Raw genomic sequence first — 17,629 nt, forward strand, 5'->3', positions numbered from 1 at the left:
AGAAGAAGATGAATTTAATAGCGTCAGATTGCATGATCCTAGTGATTGATATTCAAGAAAAGTTTCGTCCACATATCGCTGAATTTGATGCCGTAGAAAATCAAGTAACAACGCTACTAAACGCTGCTCAATATTTGTCTATACCAGCCCTAATTTTTGAACAATATCCCAAAGGGTTAGGTCACAGTGCAGCTAATTTACTTAAATTTGACTTACCTATTATTGAAAAAACAGCTTTCAGTGCCTATTACACAGAGGACTGTAAGCAAACTATTCAATCGTTTCATCGAGATACTGTGATTGTTGTAGGGTTAGAGAGTCATATTTGTGTACAGCAAACTGTGAACGATCTATTGGCTGATAACTTTAATGTGGTTATTGCAGCAGATGCTATATGTTCGCGTAACCCGAAGCACACGCAGTGGGCTTTGGCGCAAATGCAAGCCGACGGAGCACGTTTTTTAGCCATAGAATCTATTCTCTTTCAATGGCTTAAAACAGCAAAAAATGAGCAATTTAAAGCAATTTCAGCGCTAGTTAAGTGATCACGAACCACTTTACTAACGTATTTAAGGACAGAGGTTAAGAAATGAAAAATGAATTAGACAGCAGATTTTTGTTAACCGTTTTTGAGCATATTCAAAAAAACGGTGAGGTGACAAGTGATGGAAAACGCTACCAAGGCGTAACAGCTTTTGCCGATCCAGACGGATACACGATTTATCTTCAAGGCAGTGGCGTGCTGCTACGCTCTGGTTTTCATAATACTTATCACCTCGACTATGAGCATGATAAACACAAAGACGATTTAATAAAAAAGCTTGAGTATATATACAAAGAGGCGAATGCGTAGTTTATATCCAAACAGCAATCGAGGACGCCGTGTCCGGCGACCTCGCCCAGAACGCAACCAAACCCGCGTTTACATAGAGCAGGTAGTGGCCGCACTAAAAGCCAACCCAGATAAGATAAATATCATCAAGCGCAACTGTAACGAATACCGTCAACAAAGCTTTCTCAAACGTGGGTTTTTGCTCGCTATTGAACGGTTCGACTGGGTATTTGCCATTGACGATGACGTACACAGGATCTGCGAACAAATCCTAGCTGACGATTACATTGGCAAAAGACTACGACGTTATCCTTTACTTTTTAAAGGCGTGTTAAATGATTAATCTCGTTTGGCTAAAGCGAGATCTCAGAGTATCTGATCACCGACCGCTGTATGAAGCAGCAAATAACGGCAAGCCTACTTTAATTCTGTATGTGATAGAGCCTGACTATTGGCAGCTCGAAGATACCAGCAAAAGGCAATTCCAATTCATTAAAGAGTCGCTATTAAGCCTGTCAAAACAGCTACAGCGAATTGGTGCTTCTTTGACCGTACGTAAAGGTGATGTGGTTGAAATTTTGGAGAAAATTCATCTACATGTTGCTATTTCAAATCTATATTGTCACCAAGAGACTGGCAACCCCTGGACGTACGAGCGAGACAAACGCGTTATTGCATGGTGTAAATCCAAGCAAGTTAACTATCAAGAATATCAACAACAAGCTGTATTCAGAGGCCATGTCAATCGTGATAGATGGCATCATGTCGCTGAGAAGTGGCTTCAGGCAGCCGCTTTTCCCGCACCAACACATATCCACGCTTTACTTCAACACCATAACGGCCTTGAGTTGCTTGATGTCTACCCGGCGGATGACAACAACGAAGCTATAACACCACAACAAGGCGGGTTAGAAGCCGCGAACAAAACTCGAGACAGCTTTTTTCACCACAGAATCAACGAATATCTATACGGAATATCGAGCCCGGTAAAATCTACCACAAGTAGCTCAAGGCTTAGCCCCTATTTGGCTTATGGTGTGCTCAGCTTGAGGCAAATATTGCAACAAGCTCAAGCTTTACCGGTCACCTCAAAGCGCAATAAAAGCGGCTTTTTATCTCGGCTCTATTGGCACAGTCACTTTGTGCAAAAACTTGAGTCAGAGCCCCGATACGCTGAGCAAGCGGTACATAATTCCTTAATTGATATGAGAGCAAATGAATTTAATGAATCATGCTATTTACGGTGGTCATCAGGCGATACTGGGGTACCGTTTATAGATGCCTGTATGAGAATGCTTATCCAAACTGGCTGGATAAACTTTCGAATGCGAGCCATGTTGATGGCATATTCTAGTTATCATCTGTGGCTTGATTGGCAAAAGCCAGCAGCAAGGCTCGCCACGCTGTTCGTTGACTATGAACCTGGGATCCATTACCCCCAGGTACAAATGCAATCGGGTACAACAGGAATAAATCCATTTCGCATATACAATCCTGTAACTCAAGGGCTTAAATACGATCCTGACGGACATTTTATTCGTCGTTATATTCCCGAGCTTGACCATGTTCCAGACAACTATCTTCATACCCCTTGGCTTTATGCAGGCCTCAAAGACGACTTGTATGCTCCCCCTGAAAAGCATCCTGACGATGCTGCGAAAATAGCAAGAGAGAAGATCTCTAGTTTCTATAAACAACACCTAGATAAGGGAGAGACTGGACGCGTGATCAGCACGCACGCTTCTAGAAAACGCGCGACGAGAAGAAGAAACAAAAGCAATACAATGAGTAAAAATCAACTAAAGCTATTCTGATTGCTTTGTTTTTGCACAATCTATCTAATTTCACCCTGAAAACAGGACAAATAACCGCTTTCACATGATTTCAGTCCAAAGAGATGCTAAAGTTGCGGCATTTTTTGGAACTGAGAATTTAGCTATGTCAAAAGCTGTAGAGACGCAGGCTGATAGTCAGGCTCAAGCAGAGCACAAAGGTGGGTTATTTAACCGCTTCTTAGCAACTGTTGAGTTTCTGGGTAACATGCTTCCTCACCCTATTACATTGTTTGCCATGTTTTGTATCGCCATTGTGGTATTCAGTGGTATCGCTGATTGGATGGGCTTGTCGGCTATCGATCCCCGCCCTGAAGGCTCAGCAGGCAGAGACCCTGACGGCGTTATTGAAGTCGTAAGCCTAATGAGTGCAGAAGGTCTACAACGCATAGTGACAGGCCTTGTAACTAACTTTACGGACTTTGCTCCTTTGGGTACTGTATTGGTTGCATTACTAGGTGTGAGTGTTGCTGAACATTCTGGCATGCTATCAGCAGCTATGCGTGGCATGGTGATGGGCGCTTCAAAGCGCTTAGTTACTTTTATGGTAGTGTTTGCTGCAATCTTGTCTAATACCGCCTCAGAACTTGGATACGTTGTGCTGATCCCACTTGCAGCGATGATTTTCCATAGTTTAGGTCGCCATCCACTGGCTGGTTTAGCAGCTGCTTTTGCAGGTGTGTCTGGTGGTTACAGTGCAAACCTACTGTTAGGTACAATCGATCCGCTGCTTGCAGGTATTACCACACCAGCTGCGCAGATGATTGACCCGACCTACCAAGTTGGTCCTGAAGCAAACTGGTACTTTATGATGATTTCTGTATTCCTTATTGCCATTGTTGGTACTTTGGTAACAGAAAAAATTGTTGAACCACGCTTAGGAAAATATGATGCAAGTGAAGCTAGCGTTGACTTAAGCGAAAACAACATTGAAAAGCTTACAGCAAAAGAAAAATCTGGACTAAAATGGGCTGGAGTTTCTCTTTTGGTGGTCAGCCTTTTACTCGCGATGACCATCGTGCCTGAAGACGGTATTCTGCGTCACCCAACCACAGGTGAAGTAGCAGGTTCGCCATTTTTAAAAGGTATCGTCGTCTTTATTTTCGTGACTTTCGCCATTCCGGGCTTTGTATACGGCCGGGTCGTAGGTACCATGAAAAATGACCGTGATATTATCGATGCCATGAGCAAAAGTATGAGCTCAATGGGGATGTATATTGTACTGGTATTCTTCGCTGCGCAGTTTGTCGCATTTTTCAAATGGACTAACTTAGGCACTATTTTAGCGATTAACGGTGCAGCATTACTACAGGCGCTTAACTTAACAGGCCCTGAGGTATTCGTACTGTTTATCTTGATGTGTGCCCTTGTTAACCTCAGTTTAGGCTCATCTTCTGCGCAGTGGGCAGTAACAGCCCCTATTTTTGTGCCTATGTTGATGCTAATTGGATACGCACCAGAAACTATCCAAGCTGCATATCGAATTGGTGACTCTGTCACAAACCTGATTACCCCCATGATGAGTTACTTTGGGTTGATATTGGCAGTGGCCACCAAATACAAGAAAGATATGGGGATCGGTACGTTGGTAGCGACTATGTTGCCTTACAGCATGTTCTTCTTTATTGGTTGGGTCGCACTATTTTATATCTGGGTATTTGGCTTTGGTCTACCTGTCGGGCCAAACTCACCGATTTACTATACTCCGTAGCAATAACACTAAAAACTTTACATGCCAGCAATATTTGCTGGCATTTTTATTTGAGAAAACTGCATCCGTCACCTAAGGTTGAATAGGAGAAAGCACAGAAGGAGCCGCTTAATATTTTAACTTCGCAACATCGAAAGCCTTATTGTCCAACCTAATATCGATGTTTGTGACTTACATTAGGTGAATTATGTATACACTCTTTTACTATCCACAGAGCGCAAGCCTTGCACCTCATATTTTATTGGAATTGATAGGCGAACCTTATCAGTTAGAATTAGTTGATGTGAAAAAAAATGCTAATCACAGCTCACATTACCTAAAGCTCAGCCCCGCAGGTCACATACCAGCGCTTGTCGATGATGATTTCACACTGTTTGAAAGTGCGGCTATTTCTCAATATCTTGCTCATAAACACAGCGACAAGCAGTTATTTCCAGCAGATCCAAAGCTTAAGTTTCAATCTATACAATGGCTCCATTTTATGAGCGCTTCGCTGCACAGCGACTTATTAATGTACACCTATCCCGAACGACACACCCAAAGTGCCCTGATGTATGACGATCTGATCCGTACACAGCAAGCTCGGTTGGAAGCAGGATTTGCCGTGATAGATAATTTGCTAGCTGACAATCACTACGTAATAGCCAATCAATTTACTTTGTGTGATAGCTACTTATTTATGCTTTGTGAGCGAGCAAAAACACTGTTAGAAAAGACGCCTTCACTCAAGCAGCTACGACGTTATTATCGGCAAATTGCAGCCACTCCCGCAGTCAGCAAAGCGCTGGAAATAGTCGAGTACTAAGCTTACGTCCGCTTGAGATAACATCACTTCAACGTAAATTAGTTTTGCTGATTTACGTTAAGAAGCACGATACCGGTCAGTACGGCAACCAATCCTAGCAACTTTTGCAAGGTAACGGGAGTATGCGGTACGGCAAATAAACCCAACTGACCGATTATCATCGCGACTACCATTTGGCCGCATAAATAATATGCCATTAAATTACCAATACCCATTTTGGGGATCAAAAAGTAGCTCAGCCCTACTCCGGTGGCACTTAATATTCCGCCAATACACCAAAGGTACCAAGGCACGGCTTTTATTTGTGTGATTGTCGGAAAAACGCTATCAGATAATCGAAAAGCCACGACCGTATAAAGGGCACTAGCAGTAAATGCAACCCCAGCAGCTAGTATCGGACTTTTTAGCAACGCGCCTAGTTGAGCGTTCATACTTGCCTGAACCGCAATGGCGCCACCGGCAAAAATAGCAAGTAAACCGAAAATCATAGTGTCATCTCTGTACTTAACTTCGCTTGTGTTTTTCTTACTTTAGGCGCAGTAGCATTTTTATCGGAACTACAGCGGATACCAAGTGGTACAACCAAGACCGTACGGAGATGCATCGCTTCAAGACCAAGTATTTTATCTATCTCGCCTTTTTCAATACCTGTTATAGGACAAGCATCTATTTCGAGGCTCGCAGCGGCAACCAATAACGTTCCAACCGCCAGATGAATTTGTTCTGAACACCAGATGTACTGGGCATCTTTATTCATACCACTTAATGCCGACTTAATCCCAGTTTCCATTGTTAAATAGGTGTCCTCTGTTAAGTCGCGCTGACGCCTAAAATTATCCATATAGTGTTCAACTTGTGAGTTTAATGGCGACATATCAGCTGCAAATAAAAGTAAATGGCTATTATCTACTACTTTTTGTTGTCCATACGAGTAAGGAAACATAGCTTGTTTGGTACGATGACAGGTTATCTGTAAAATCTTATATGACTGCAGGCCATATGAAGAAGCGCTAAGTCCAGTGAGCTCAATTAGTTTATCAACTTTTGCTTGTTCAACTGGTTGATCTGAGAATTTGCGAACGGCATAACGCCAATTTAGTAATGACTCTAATTGTGTAATATTCATAAGTTGCTCTCCATATTCTGTTGAGGCAACTTTAACAAGGTAACGAACGTGGCTCATTTACCTATGTAAACGAACCCGAATTTTTTAAAGATTTTCTAATACGACTTAACTGCGTTGGCGTGATCCCAAGGTGCGAAGCCAAATGATACTGCGCAACTCGTTCAGCAAGCTCAGGCTGCTCCTTTAAAAAAGCAAGATAACGTTCAGTTGCATCCAACTGCACCATATAAAGCTCCCGCTTGTCTTTTTCTAGCAACCAATTCTTTTCAAGATAATGGATCTGGAATCGCATTAACTCAGGGTTGTCCATTAGCAATGCTCTAAATTGTTTAAAGTTTATTAGTACCACCTCTGTGGGTTCCAACGCTTGGATCCCCTGATTAGCTGGCTCAGCACGGTGTAGAGCATGCATTACGCCAGGAAACTCCCCCGCGACAAAGAAACGCTTGTTGTACTCTTGCCCTGCCGCATTGGTGTTTACTAACCGCACTAAGCCTTGATATAAAAATGCGAATGTTGTCGGATATTCACCCTCTTGGTATAACCAGTCGTCTTTAGCAAATGATTTTATTGTAGTGATCGCTTCAATAGCGGACCAAGTTTCTTGTGACAGAGCATAGTAGCTCGCTATTGCTTGCTTTAGCTTTAATAGTGCGTCCATGAATTCTAGCTTTATGATATTATTAGGATTAACTATTCCTATTTGCAGCGACTATGTCAATCTCTAGCCATTACGAAACACAAGTTGAACTTGGAAATCTTGCGCCTGACGCAGCGCAGCAAGTCGCAATTGACGCCTTAGATAAACTTTCTCGTTCAGTTGTAGAAGGTAGTGCAGCCAAAGGTATCTATTTTTATGGGCCTGTTGGTCGCGGCAAGACTATGCTAATGGATTGGTTTTATCAGTTTACCCAAATCGATAACAAAACTCGTCTGCATTTTCATCATTTTATGCAAAGAATCCACAGAGAGCTAAATCAAATCCAAGGGATTAAAGATCCACTACAACATATTGCGAAAAACTGGGCTAAGCAAACATCGTTATTGTGTTTTGATGAATTTTTTGTCACTGATATCGGCGATGCCATCATTATGGCAAGACTGTTTGAAGCACTATTTGAAGCTGGCGTAACTTTAGTTGCCACCTCAAACTGTCACCCAACGCAGTTATACAAAGACGGGTTACATAGAGACCGTTTTGAGCCAACCATCGACCTGCTTATGCGCAATTGCGAAATCATACCTATCTGTGGTGAGACGGATCATCGCTTTGCTAAAGGTACGCAAGCACATCACTACTTTGTCAAAGACAAGCACGCGTTTTGGCGGGCGTTTGCCAAAGCTGGGGGAGTATCAAAACCTGAAGTATTAACGCTTAATCATCGCTCAGTGAATATACTTGGAGCGACTAAAAATCTAGTCTGTTTTGATTTTATGTCGTTATGTTCAACTCCTCGTGCTATCGATGACTATATTAAACTTACACAGCAATATAAGTGTATTTTTATCTCTGACTTACCTTTACTTGGTGTTATGCCCGAGCAGAACCCAATAGCGCAAGGGACAGAGGAAGGCTACATCCGCCCACATGAGGCAGCACAAGTTCGAATAGGTGATGATGAGACAAGACGACTTATTGCGCTTATCGATGAATGTTACGAGGCCAAAGTACTAGTTGTATTTTTGGCCGCCGCGCCCATTGAGAAAATCTACCGAGGCGAGCAGCTTCCGTTTGCTTTCGCTCGCTGCATTAGTCGGATCACTGAGATGCAAAGTTGGCCACTTGAAATCTGATAGCCTTACACAATACTTGTTCCTGTAAGTTAAATAAGGCATTGTAATAAGAGATCCTCAATATATGTTTGCCGTAAACGATTTTTTCGGCCAACCAAACTAGCGAAATTAAATAGACCTGAGAATTGCCAATACCGATTAGACAAATTCGGCTAGCTATTTTTCGCCGACATAAACTGATATTGGATAAGAAAAATGAACTTCATCTCCACATTTATGAGATTCAACACCCAAACAATTAGCATCTACATCCTGTAGAAAGATCTCTCGTATCTTTTTATCGTCCCCTGGATTAGGAAAAGATGCGTTAAGTTGCGTTTCAAGTTCCATAGGAACTTTGTAACTACCTCGTCGGATTTTCTTCAACCCAGAGTTAAAGAGCAATTGCTTCCACTTATCATAGGATAATGCTTCTGTATGTGATGGGTCTCGGAGTCTTTCCATGCGATTGAATGCCTCAGATTTATCTGCGGGTAATGCGACATCTGCAATGACAATAACACCACCTGGCATGCACACCCTAAGCATTTCAGCTAGTGCCATATCGGGGTTTAGCAAATGATGAAAACTATACCTGCTCACTACAACGGAAAAGGTATCTGAATCATACGGCAATTGGTATACGGTACCGATATCCCAAGAAAGATTATTCAACCCTTTTTCTTTTTGATGGCAAAGCGCTTGCTCAATCATCTTCTCTGTTAAATCGATCCCAGTTACATGTCGTGCAACTTTTGCGAATTCACAAGCTACTAGACCAGGGCCACAAGCTATGTCCAATATATTATCGTCTGCTGTGGCTCCACTCATTTCAACAAGCAGTTCTATTGAATTCAAGTGTCCAGTTACTTTTGTAAAAGGAATAGCCTGCTTAGTAAATTGTCTGATAACTTCTTCGTCATGTTCATTATTTCGTACATACTTCATGTGTTGCTCCCAAGGTTAGTGATAATTAAGGAAGCAAGATATAAATATATATTAACGTCGTCTTGTACAAGATTGATGTGATTCTTTGATCCGCATTCGATATTCAGCCGGGCTAATTTGGAATATAGCTTTAAAAATACGGGAAAAGTGACTTTGATCGTAAAACCCGCTTAGAACCGCTATCTCTGAAATGGGGAGATCACCTGCTAATAAGCTCCTAGATAGATGAGCCTTTTTGTTAAGAAAATATCCTTGTATCGAAAGATTATAAGTGCGACGAAATATCCGGTTGCAGTGTTCTTTACTTAAATTTAAGGTCAATGATATCTCGTCAAACAGAGAAGTTTCTTGGTGGTGGCAATCTATCATCGCCTTAATTTTTTTTGCTAATTCATGACCAGTCGGGCAACTTTCAGCGTGTGGTATCTTTTGATGATCCAAAAAATTATTAATCCAATTTAAAATTAAGTTTTCTTTTTCTGAACTCTTAACTTCCGAAAGGAGCACTGTACATAAAGTGGTAAATCTGTCGTATAAATCCGGCGACTCTAACACCTGACTTTTAAAAGATTGACAATTTCTTGAGTTAATGTCACCCAATATACGTGAAGAGTCGAATACCTCCAAGGTAAAGACACCTTTGAAATCCGGAGAATAGCTTCTAACGCAATGTAACGTGTTTGGACTAACAGCGACTATGGATGGTGGTTGAAGAGTAAATTCGTTTTCATTCATTTGAAACAACATCTCCCCCCTCGAAATAGCAGAAAAAATAAGGGAAGAGTGAGTATGCGCTCTTTCGCACCCAGCAGCCTTGTCAATATACCTAACTTCAAACACAGAAGGTAATTTAAATATGGTTTCGGTCATAAAATAGCCACCACCCCAAGCAGGGGCAACGTTAAAACTGGTTAAAATTAGGCATAATGTATCACTGACACCCACTATTAACTATGTGCCATAATGTATCACTGATGAATGTATCACTGACACCCACGGCATAACGTAACGTATCGCTAACATCCACTATTATTTATTATGTAACGTGTTTGTACTAACAACTACTATGGATGGTGGTCGAAGAGTAAATTCGTTTTCATTAATTTGAAACAACATCTCTCCCCTCGATATAGCAGAAAAAATAAAGGAAGAGTGAGTATGCGCTCTTTCGCACCCAGCAGCCTGACGGTGTATCACTGACACCTACTATTATTTACTCACCATGACTGTGACAATTTCAACATGGAAATGTTCATTATTCTTATTAAAAGTGCTCATAAAATCAGGTAACTAGTGACATTTATGTGTTTCTCTACATTAACCCCAGTGTCATACGCATGACAAAAGCGCCGTAATTTACATAGCTTGAGGGTTATCGCTAAAAAATTTATTTGGTTAAGCCAGAAAATGTTCACAATTTGCTAGATTTGTGCGCCGTCGCTTTTTGAGTGTTTCACAGTAAGCGGTGAGTACTCGCTCTCGACCAACAGCACCATGGAAAATCCGAGAAAATTGGGTTGTGAGTTTCATCCAATTATCAGGTTCAATGTTTAGTCGAGACAAAATTGGTTGAGCCTCAAAGATAGCGCCTTTTTTATCGGTGCGAATATAATTCCCCGTAAGCTCTACTAATGCTAAGTAAGACTTGAGTTCGAAAGGCAGCCCTTTTGGCATCTTCTTTCGGGGGCTACCTGCAAATCGTAATAGGCTGTTTGGTTGTTTCCCTCGCCTTGCATGGTCGATGCGCTTTTTGATACTGGTAAAGTCAGAGGTTTCAGGCGTTGGGGCTAACTTGGCTCGAATGGGGTTCAAGTCGACGTATGCCATACAAGCAGCTAATGCGGCTTCGTCTAGCAAGGGTTGAGATTTGAATCTGCCTTCCCAAAATCGGCCTGTACATTCATCCTCTTTATTTGCTCTGCGGGCAATATCCTCGTTGAGTACCCGCATAAACCAGCTAATATCTGCCAATCTCTGTCTGTACTTGGCAATATATTCACTGAGTATCAACTGCTCCGACTCACATAGTGGCTCTTCTTCAACGAACTTCCACGTTATCCAATTACCTTTAAATAGCTTGTGCCAGCGTATCACTATGGCCTTGTCAGATAAGCGCTTTGCTCTTTTATCATCAACATGCAATACAATGTGGGTGTGATTACTCATCACCGCATACGCACAGACGTCGATACAAAAGACGGTAGCTAACATCAGGAGCTTTTCCTCAACCCAATCACGGCGATGTGTATAGGATTTTCCAGTTAGTTTATCTTCACCGCATAAATACGCACGTCTAACGCAGCGGGAGATGCAATGATAGTATTTGGTATCTGTTAAGCTGATTTGGTTTTTACGGGCAGTCGCCATCGCTTGTTTCTCTCAATCCTTGAGTGCAGAGTTAAAGCGTAGCCGACTTTTAAAAAAGGCACAAATTAGTGGTGGGTGTCTTTGGTTTTGCAAATTAGTGGTGGGTGTCTTTGGTTTTGTTTTTTGGTTTTGTTTGTCTTTGGTTTTCTTTTCTTCTTCTTTCTTTTGGTTTTCTTCTTTATCGATGAGTGTTACGAAGCCAAAGTACTGGTTATGTTCCTAGCCGATGTGTCACTGAGTTTATGGCTTTTGTAATTGTATTGGCTACAACCAAATGATAACGTGCTGTAACTAATTATAAAAGAGATGCTTCGATGAAAAAGCTTCCGTTGTTAATGAGTGCCAGTAACAGTGACTAAGCAACAAAAACAAGGTCAGCCCTTTATTCCCGATTCTTTTGAACCACCAAAAAGGGTTAGCACATCTCATTTTTCTTTTACCGTGCTAGACGAGCAAATTGCGACTGCAGATTATGAATTGGTGATGGCTAATCAACCACGCTTACAGGGCATATTTGGCCCAAGTTCAAACTGGCCAAAAGCTTCTATGACTTTTGAGGAAAACATTGCAAGTTTAGCCACGCACAGGGAAGAATTTATGTCGCGAGCAGCATTTGCTTATGCGGTTTACACCAGACACAGTGAAAGGTATATCGGTTGTGTCTATATCGATCCGCCTCAATCTTCAGATTTTGATTGTGATGTGTATCTGTGGATAGGGTCAGAAGATATAGCATTGGATGACCTACTCTATCAAACAATTACTCATTGGTTAAAAACGGCGTGGCCATTTTCTAAACTTGCATTTCCCGGTCGAAACGCTGCATTCTATACAGAGTAAAAACAATAAATTAGGGAAAATCATAATGAAAATGAAAGCGCTATATGCACTGCTACCATTCATGCTTGTTTCAAGTGCTTGCTCTGCAGAAGCGCTGAGTGACAAGGTCAACGCTTATTTTGACGCCCAAAAAGCCGTTGAACACCAACATTCAAAAGAATCTGATGTTACCAATTTACTGATGCTTTTAACACCCGATGCCACATTCGAGCATCCTAGGTTTAATGCCATATTATCAAAAGAAGAATATAAGGCGGGCTGACTCAGCTATCTAGGCCAATACACAAAGTGCGATATCCAAGTAACAAACATCATTGAAGGCCTTAATGCAGTGACCGTTGAGTATTTACACCCTTGCATTGATCAGCAAGGTAACACGAATGAAAAAGAAAATAAGCAAAAGCTTGTGACACTGTTTGAGTTTAGCGGCGAAAAAATTAAACGTATTCGCCACTATTTTTAAGTAGCACTAAATACCCAGCAAATAGACCAAGTCAAATACTTGCGTGGTCTATTTACGTATTTGAAATCTCACTCACCAAGTAACTTAGTTAATCGCTCTTTACGAGCAACAAAAACATCGTAGCCATCATCATCCTTCGATGATAATGCTAGCGCTCTGTTTACTTGCTCTAACGATGCTCGATATTGTTTATCGGTTTCATAACCGTAAGCTAAACCGTTGTATGCGTCTGCATTATGTGGATAGCGTGAAATGCCATACTTAAACAACTTAATTGCTTCTTTCACGTTACCCGTACTCACATGGTGATAGCCGAGCCCTCTTATCGTCGACTCTTGAGGCTCAATCACTTCGCCATACTGAACGGATAGCTGCTGATAATACTCATTAATGGAGCTCAATTCGCCGTTATAAGCACGAACTGGCATTTGGGTCGGAAAAAACAGCTTTTGGTACGCACTAAAAATACCGGCGCTAGAGACAAGCCCATGAGGGACATTATCGTAAGCCTCGCTGAAAAAGCGCAGCTCTACAGGTTTGTTATCAGCTAAAAAGTGCGCCATATCTTCATACCGTTCGCGCATCACGCCCCCCTCTTCGCCAATTGCAATAAATAAAAAGTTATTTAATTGCTTGGTTTTGGATATAAATGCTTTGGTGCTTTTTGCGGTGGCACCAAAATTCCACCATACCGCTGGACTATATGCTATGTGGCCTTGAAATAACGTAGGCTTAGTCTGCAACGCGTAGAGTACGAAAGTACCAGCTGCCGATGCGCCGGCAATCACTTTAAAATCGTGAGTGCGGTACTTCTTATTTACAAAAGGAATAAGCTCTGTCTCGATAAACTCTAAAAACTTTGGTGCGCCACCGCCCATGTTCATCGGGCCTGCTGGCTCTTTGTTTTTTGTTGGATAAAGATCTCGCAACCGATCTGTATTTTCAATAGCAACAATTATGACCTCAGGTGCAGCAGAGACGCTTGTCTTTTGCAAACGTTCAAGCACTGCACTCATAAGTGGAAGGCTCCCTTTACCGTCAAGGCGATATATTACAGGATATGTTTTATTAGAATTGGTGTGATAACTTTTAGGAAGTTGTATCGTAACAGTGCGCGTTTCACCGAGCACTATTGAGTTTAGCGTTTTTGTGTGTCGATCGTATTCTTTATTTGCTTTTTGAGTGTCCTGAGCCATTGCAGAACACGAGAGAAAAACTACAAAAAAAACCGTGCAAAACCATTGAGCCGCTTTACCAATTATCATTTATTATTATTCCATTTATATGATTTTATTGGTAAAGCTAGCATATAGAAAAAGGGATTGATAGGATAGATCTCAACCAAATGAAGCTGTTATCTTCATAAATTATCTAATAGCCGATAAATAGCGTTTATCGCAGGATCAATACCTGCAAAGTAACTTTTCGAATCAGGTAGTATAGGCATATGTGGCGGTACCCATATACGGTGATCTTCCGCACGAGATGTTTGATGAAACTGAGATGAAATCAGACCAAATACCCCACTATAAGGCAACTTGAACCGCCCAGCTTCACCGACATGATTAGGTCTAGAACCGCTTGGCTCACCAACCAAAATAGCATCAGTGAAAAGATTTATATTGGTCAGTAAATTTTGAGCAGCCGAAAATGTGTTGCGACCCATTATAACAAATAGTTTGCCATCAGGTTTTGCTGCCTCAAAGTAAATTAACGCTTTTAGTAAAGGCGGTAAAATAGAGCCGTTCCCGCCACTGTTGTGCCGTAAATCCAGTACTAAATGCTTTACTTCATCCTGTTTAACCCTGTCGATTAACGTCTTACTAAATTGGGCTAGCGACTGTGTTTTCATTTGTGCCACTGCATTAAACTGTACCTGTAGTACCCCATTAGATTTATTTAAGTATTGCCAGTAGTGCTTGTCTTTATGCTGTAGGTACTCTGGCGCATTTTTATGATTTTTTGGAAGTGTGGGCAAACCACTAAATGCAAATGCTTGCCCCTCAAGATGAATTTTTTCTGTAACATTATCAGTACTTTGAACTGTGATAGTAATTTTATTTGTACTATCAGCAATACCTAACCCAGTTAACACTTCAGGCATAGCTAAATAATAAGGCGCTAACCAAAGCTGCTGCATTTCATTATCACGAGGGTTTATTTTTGCTGCTTTTGCGATTGCCTCCTCGCTAGAAGTGCCCTCAAAAGCCATGACTTTTTGACCTATCAAAGCAGAGTAATTTGGTGTTGCATCAACGATATAGAGTCCATCTGTAAATACGTAAAACTGCACTGGCAAACGGCTGAAATTACCTTTTTCTCCAAAGGTTGGTACGATAAGGTTATGGCCATTACCTAAGGTGCCAACTAGTTCCATCATTCTAAATACAATTTGCTGGTCATTAAGGTTTGGTATATCCGCGTGTAAACTCTTCGCCAATGCCACCAGCTCAGCGTTGGTGCCAGCCATTTCATTTATATGTAAGCGATTAATTTCAGCAAGTAAAAATTCCAAATCAGCACGCCATTGTTGCACCCGTGTTAGTGTGGGGTCTTTGTACTGTCCTGCCAATATCTGAAATTGCGTATTATCTTTGATAGCATCAAATGCGGCTTTTCCCGCTATACTGCTGCGCTCATCATATCTCGCTGACAGAGATTTTCTTAGCCACTCGTGTGCTTGCTCTATATTCCCAAGCTGTGCATAAGCCTCCGACACTTTTATCATGATGTCGTTTGAAGGGCGTGAAGCATTTGGGATATTGGTTACGTTTACCCCAAGCGTCAGTGCATTTTTCAAAGCGGCTATCGCTTGCTCATGATGCTCCAATTGCATCTGCGTCAACCCAAGTAGGTACCAAGTATCTCCATCATCTTTATAAGACGATGTTAAGCTTTGTAATAGAGGTAACGCCTGTTGCCAGCGCTCTTCACGTACAAAAAACAACGCTTTTTTACGAGTTTTAAGATAAACAACCGGATCTGCAACCCCACCTCGCTGTGGAAAAACACCAATAGCATCATTTGTTGGTGATAGTACCCGAGCAGTTTGAGACATGGCAGGGTGTGTGAAAAGTACACTACTAAAAATTAAACAAGCGGATAGCTGTGCGAAAAAACTCGAATACATCTCTTTTCCTTGTTATCGATTCAACGCTAAATTATGAATGACGCTCTTTTATACCAATTTTCTTAATTAAGTGGTCTATTTTGAGGCGAGAAAACCTTGTCGATAACTAGGCAAAAATTTTGCTATTTAGTTGTTCTAAATAAGAAATTTTTAACGCTGTTAGCATCAGATTGACTCCTTCAAATTGAGCAAGTATTAAGTCAAATTGGTATTACATCAGAGCTGTGTTGTATTCGAACATTCTACTATATTAGAACCTACTATACCTACTTGCTTTACGAAAAGCGCCCCATTTGAGACGCAAAGGCCTTGTCGATAACACTGATGTCGTGTCCAGCTGTCAACAATAGTCTCTGTAACCGTAAAGAAAACTGTTTATCTGTTCTGCCATTAGCAGCTGATTTAATCACTCAAATTGAGTAAATATTAAGGAAGTATCACTCTGAGTAAGATCAACAACGCCAGCATAAAGACTGGCGTTGTTGCTGAAGTGAATTAACTAACGATTATTTTTGCTTCTGCTGCTTGCGCACATTTGCAATACGAGAACGGTTTTTTAATCGAGCTTCTGCACTTGCTTGGTTCGATGGCTTGTTCACACGAGCTTTGCGACGTTGATGTGCAGGCTTTTTCTGAATTGTTTCCACTAGTTTTTCCCGATTAGCGACTTCATACCCTGGTAAGTAGTAACGCGAGATCTGCTGTTCAATTAACTGCTCGATATGGATCAGATCCGACTCTTCTTCACGGCTCACAAAAGTAATGGCGTAACCAAACTGCCCTGCACGTCCTGTTCTACCAATACGGTGTACATAGTCTTCAGCCAGATAAGGGACGTCATAGTTCACTACTCGTGGTAAACCAACAATATCAAGGCCGCGGGCTGCTACTTCAGTGGCGACCATCACACGCACTTTACCCTCAGTAAATTCCCTTAGCGCTCTGCGACGGGCTCCTTGAGTTTTATCACCATGACAAACATTCGCGTCAATCCCGTCGAGCTTTAACTCTTCAACCAGTTTGTCCGCTGTTTCTTTCATGTTGACAAATACCAACACCTGTTGCCAATTCTTTTTACCAATTAGTTCCGAGAGTAGCTCCCGTTTACGCTCTTCTTTGACTGGATATACAACATGGCGAACAGTCTCTGCAGTGCTATTGTCAGGTGTTGTCTGAATAAGCTTAGGTTGATTCAGGACTTGTTTGGCAAATTGCTTCATCGCTGACGGAAAAGTCGCCGAGAATAGTAACAACTGCTTGTTCTCATCTACCGATGCAATTACCTTTTGCATGTCTGTGATAAAGCCCATGTCGAGCATACGGTCAGCTTCATCCAGCACGAGATACTTTACTGTGTTCAAAGCAACATTACCAAGGCGGATATGATCTAACAGGCGACCTGGCGTAGCGACCAGAATATCAACTCCCTGTTTTAAACGCTCAGCTTGGCCGTTAACATTGACTCCACCAAAAAGCGCTTGCACTTTTAAGTCTGTATATTTTGCAAACGTAGCGCAATTATTGGCGATTTGCTCAGCAAGTTCTCGAGTTGGAGCCAGAATAAGCGCACGAGGTGTTAGCTGCGACTCAGTCTCTAGCAATTTTTGGATAATAGGTAATGCAAACGCTGCGGTTTTCCCTGTTCCAGTTTGCGCTGTAGCGAGCACATCGTTGCCCTGACGAATGGCAGGAATTGCGGCCTGCTGAATTGGCGTTAATGTGTGAAAATTGATGTCTTGCAGCGCATCTAAAAGAGGCTGTGCGAAACTAAATGAAGAAAACGTTGCCATAATAACCTACGA

Annotated in this window: 20 protein-coding genes; 10 read left to right on the forward strand and 10 right to left on the reverse strand. The window is 41.7% G+C overall.

Annotated features, from left to right (window positions below):
- The first annotated feature begins 8 nt into the window (after positions 1 to 8).
- The 6 genes from J8Z24_RS17175 to J8Z24_RS17200 all read left to right on the forward strand — a co-directional run bounded on the left by J8Z24_RS17175 (position 9) and on the right by J8Z24_RS17200 (position 5,180).
- Positions 9 to 545, forward strand: coding sequence for an isochorismatase family protein (locus J8Z24_RS17175; protein WP_252095831.1), 537 nt, complete (start codon positions 9 to 11; stop codon positions 543 to 545).
- Positions 546 to 589: 44 nt separating this feature from the next.
- Positions 590 to 853, forward strand: coding sequence for a DUF3081 family protein (locus J8Z24_RS17180; RefSeq protein WP_125253173.1), 264 nt, complete (start codon positions 590 to 592; stop codon positions 851 to 853).
- Positions 846 to 1,175: a hypothetical protein gene (locus tag J8Z24_RS17185; protein ID WP_252095832.1), complete on the forward strand. Its 330-nt coding sequence runs from the start codon at positions 846 to 848 to the stop codon at positions 1,173 to 1,175. The genes J8Z24_RS17180 and J8Z24_RS17185 overlap by 8 nt, the downstream gene beginning before the upstream one ends.
- Positions 1,168 to 2,646 carry an FAD-binding domain-containing protein gene (locus tag J8Z24_RS17190; protein ID WP_252095833.1) on the forward strand — a complete coding sequence of 493 codons (1,479 nt, stop codon included), beginning with the start codon at positions 1,168 to 1,170 and terminating at the stop codon, positions 2,644 to 2,646. Before J8Z24_RS17185 ends, J8Z24_RS17190 begins: the two co-directional genes overlap by 8 nt.
- Positions 2,647 to 2,770: 124 nt before the next feature.
- Positions 2,771 to 4,375 (forward strand): AbgT family transporter, encoded by a 1,605-nt coding sequence (locus tag J8Z24_RS17195; protein ID WP_252095834.1) that lies wholly within the window; start codon positions 2,771 to 2,773, stop codon positions 4,373 to 4,375.
- 187 nt (positions 4,376 to 4,562) lie between these two features.
- Complete coding sequence (locus J8Z24_RS17200) at positions 4,563 to 5,180, forward strand: glutathione S-transferase family protein (protein ID WP_252095835.1); 618 nt, start codon at positions 4,563 to 4,565, stop codon at positions 5,178 to 5,180.
- A 38-nt stretch (positions 5,181 to 5,218) separates the two neighbouring features.
- Here J8Z24_RS17200 and J8Z24_RS17205 read toward each other — a convergent pair whose 3' ends face one another.
- The 3 genes from J8Z24_RS17205 to J8Z24_RS17215 all read right to left on the reverse strand — a co-directional run bounded on the left by J8Z24_RS17205 (position 5,219) and on the right by J8Z24_RS17215 (position 6,967).
- The gene (locus J8Z24_RS17205) at positions 5,219 to 5,668 is read right to left on the reverse strand and encodes a DMT family transporter (RefSeq protein WP_147390000.1); all 450 of its coding nucleotides are present in this window, start codon (positions 5,666 to 5,668) and stop codon (positions 5,219 to 5,221) included.
- Complete coding sequence (locus J8Z24_RS17210; RefSeq protein WP_252095836.1) at positions 5,665 to 6,306, reverse strand: nitroreductase family protein; 642 nt, start codon at positions 6,304 to 6,306, stop codon at positions 5,665 to 5,667. The genes J8Z24_RS17205 and J8Z24_RS17210 overlap by 4 nt, the downstream gene beginning before the upstream one ends.
- A gap of 61 nt (positions 6,307 to 6,367) precedes the next feature.
- Positions 6,368 to 6,967: a Crp/Fnr family transcriptional regulator gene (locus tag J8Z24_RS17215; RefSeq protein ID WP_128732462.1), complete on the reverse strand. Its 600-nt coding sequence runs from the start codon at positions 6,965 to 6,967 to the stop codon at positions 6,368 to 6,370.
- Positions 6,968 to 7,020: 53 nt separating this feature from the next.
- Here J8Z24_RS17215 and zapE point away from each other — a divergent pair, with 53 nt between their 5' ends.
- Positions 7,021 to 8,100, forward strand: coding sequence for a cell division protein ZapE (gene zapE, locus J8Z24_RS17220; RefSeq protein ID WP_252095837.1), 1,080 nt, complete (start codon positions 7,021 to 7,023; stop codon positions 8,098 to 8,100).
- Positions 8,101 to 8,256: 156 nt separating this feature from the next.
- On the opposite strand, the gene J8Z24_RS17225 is transcribed toward zapE, so the two are convergent.
- The 4 genes from J8Z24_RS17225 to J8Z24_RS17235 form a co-directional block, all read right to left on the reverse strand.
- Positions 8,257 to 9,027 (reverse strand): class I SAM-dependent methyltransferase, encoded by a 771-nt coding sequence (locus J8Z24_RS17225; protein ID WP_252095838.1) that lies wholly within the window; start codon positions 9,025 to 9,027, stop codon positions 8,257 to 8,259.
- Positions 9,028 to 9,078: 51 nt separating this feature from the next.
- On the reverse strand, positions 9,079 to 9,897 hold the full coding sequence (locus J8Z24_RS17230) for a helix-turn-helix domain-containing protein (RefSeq protein ID WP_252095839.1): 819 nt from the start codon (positions 9,895 to 9,897) through the stop codon (positions 9,079 to 9,081).
- A 159-nt stretch (positions 9,898 to 10,056) separates the two neighbouring features.
- Positions 10,057 to 10,230, reverse strand: a complete 174-nt coding sequence (locus J8Z24_RS21910) for an AraC family ligand binding domain-containing protein (RefSeq protein ID WP_176032180.1) — start codon at positions 10,228 to 10,230, stop codon at positions 10,057 to 10,059.
- A gap of 192 nt (positions 10,231 to 10,422) precedes the next feature.
- A complete protein-coding gene (locus J8Z24_RS17235; protein WP_252095840.1) occupies positions 10,423 to 11,394 on the reverse strand; it encodes a transposase in 972 nt (323 codons plus the stop codon).
- 351 nt (positions 11,395 to 11,745) lie between these two features.
- Between J8Z24_RS17235 and J8Z24_RS17240 the strand changes: the two genes are divergently transcribed.
- The 3 genes from J8Z24_RS17240 (at position 11,746) to J8Z24_RS21855 (ending at position 12,697) form a co-directional block, all read left to right on the forward strand.
- A complete protein-coding gene (locus J8Z24_RS17240) occupies positions 11,746 to 12,234 on the forward strand; it encodes a hypothetical protein (RefSeq protein ID WP_125253511.1) in 489 nt (162 codons plus the stop codon).
- Positions 12,235 to 12,259: 25 nt separating this feature from the next.
- Positions 12,260 to 12,496, forward strand: a complete 237-nt coding sequence (locus J8Z24_RS17245) for a hypothetical protein (protein ID WP_252095841.1) — start codon at positions 12,260 to 12,262, stop codon at positions 12,494 to 12,496.
- Positions 12,497 to 12,565: 69 nt separating this feature from the next.
- Positions 12,566 to 12,697, forward strand: coding sequence for a hypothetical protein (locus J8Z24_RS21855; protein WP_280177928.1), 132 nt, complete (start codon positions 12,566 to 12,568; stop codon positions 12,695 to 12,697).
- A gap of 68 nt (positions 12,698 to 12,765) precedes the next feature.
- Here J8Z24_RS21855 and J8Z24_RS17250 read toward each other — a convergent pair whose 3' ends face one another.
- From J8Z24_RS17250 to J8Z24_RS17260, 3 genes are all read right to left on the reverse strand, one after another.
- Positions 12,766 to 13,893 (reverse strand): alpha/beta hydrolase-fold protein, encoded by a 1,128-nt coding sequence (locus J8Z24_RS17250; protein ID WP_252096027.1) that lies wholly within the window; start codon positions 13,891 to 13,893, stop codon positions 12,766 to 12,768.
- Positions 13,894 to 14,057: 164 nt separating this feature from the next.
- Positions 14,058 to 15,827 (reverse strand): hypothetical protein, encoded by a 1,770-nt coding sequence (locus tag J8Z24_RS17255; protein WP_176033373.1) that lies wholly within the window; start codon positions 15,825 to 15,827, stop codon positions 14,058 to 14,060.
- A 506-nt stretch (positions 15,828 to 16,333) separates the two neighbouring features.
- On the reverse strand, positions 16,334 to 17,617 hold the full coding sequence (locus J8Z24_RS17260; RefSeq protein ID WP_176033372.1) for a DEAD/DEAH box helicase: 1,284 nt from the start codon (positions 17,615 to 17,617) through the stop codon (positions 16,334 to 16,336).
- Positions 17,618 to 17,629: the final 12 nt, after the last annotated feature.

The sequence above is a fragment of the Pseudoalteromonas sp. SCSIO 43201 genome (assembly GCF_023716725.1).
Taxonomy (GTDB): domain Bacteria; phylum Pseudomonadota; class Gammaproteobacteria; order Enterobacterales; family Alteromonadaceae; genus Pseudoalteromonas; species Pseudoalteromonas peptidolytica.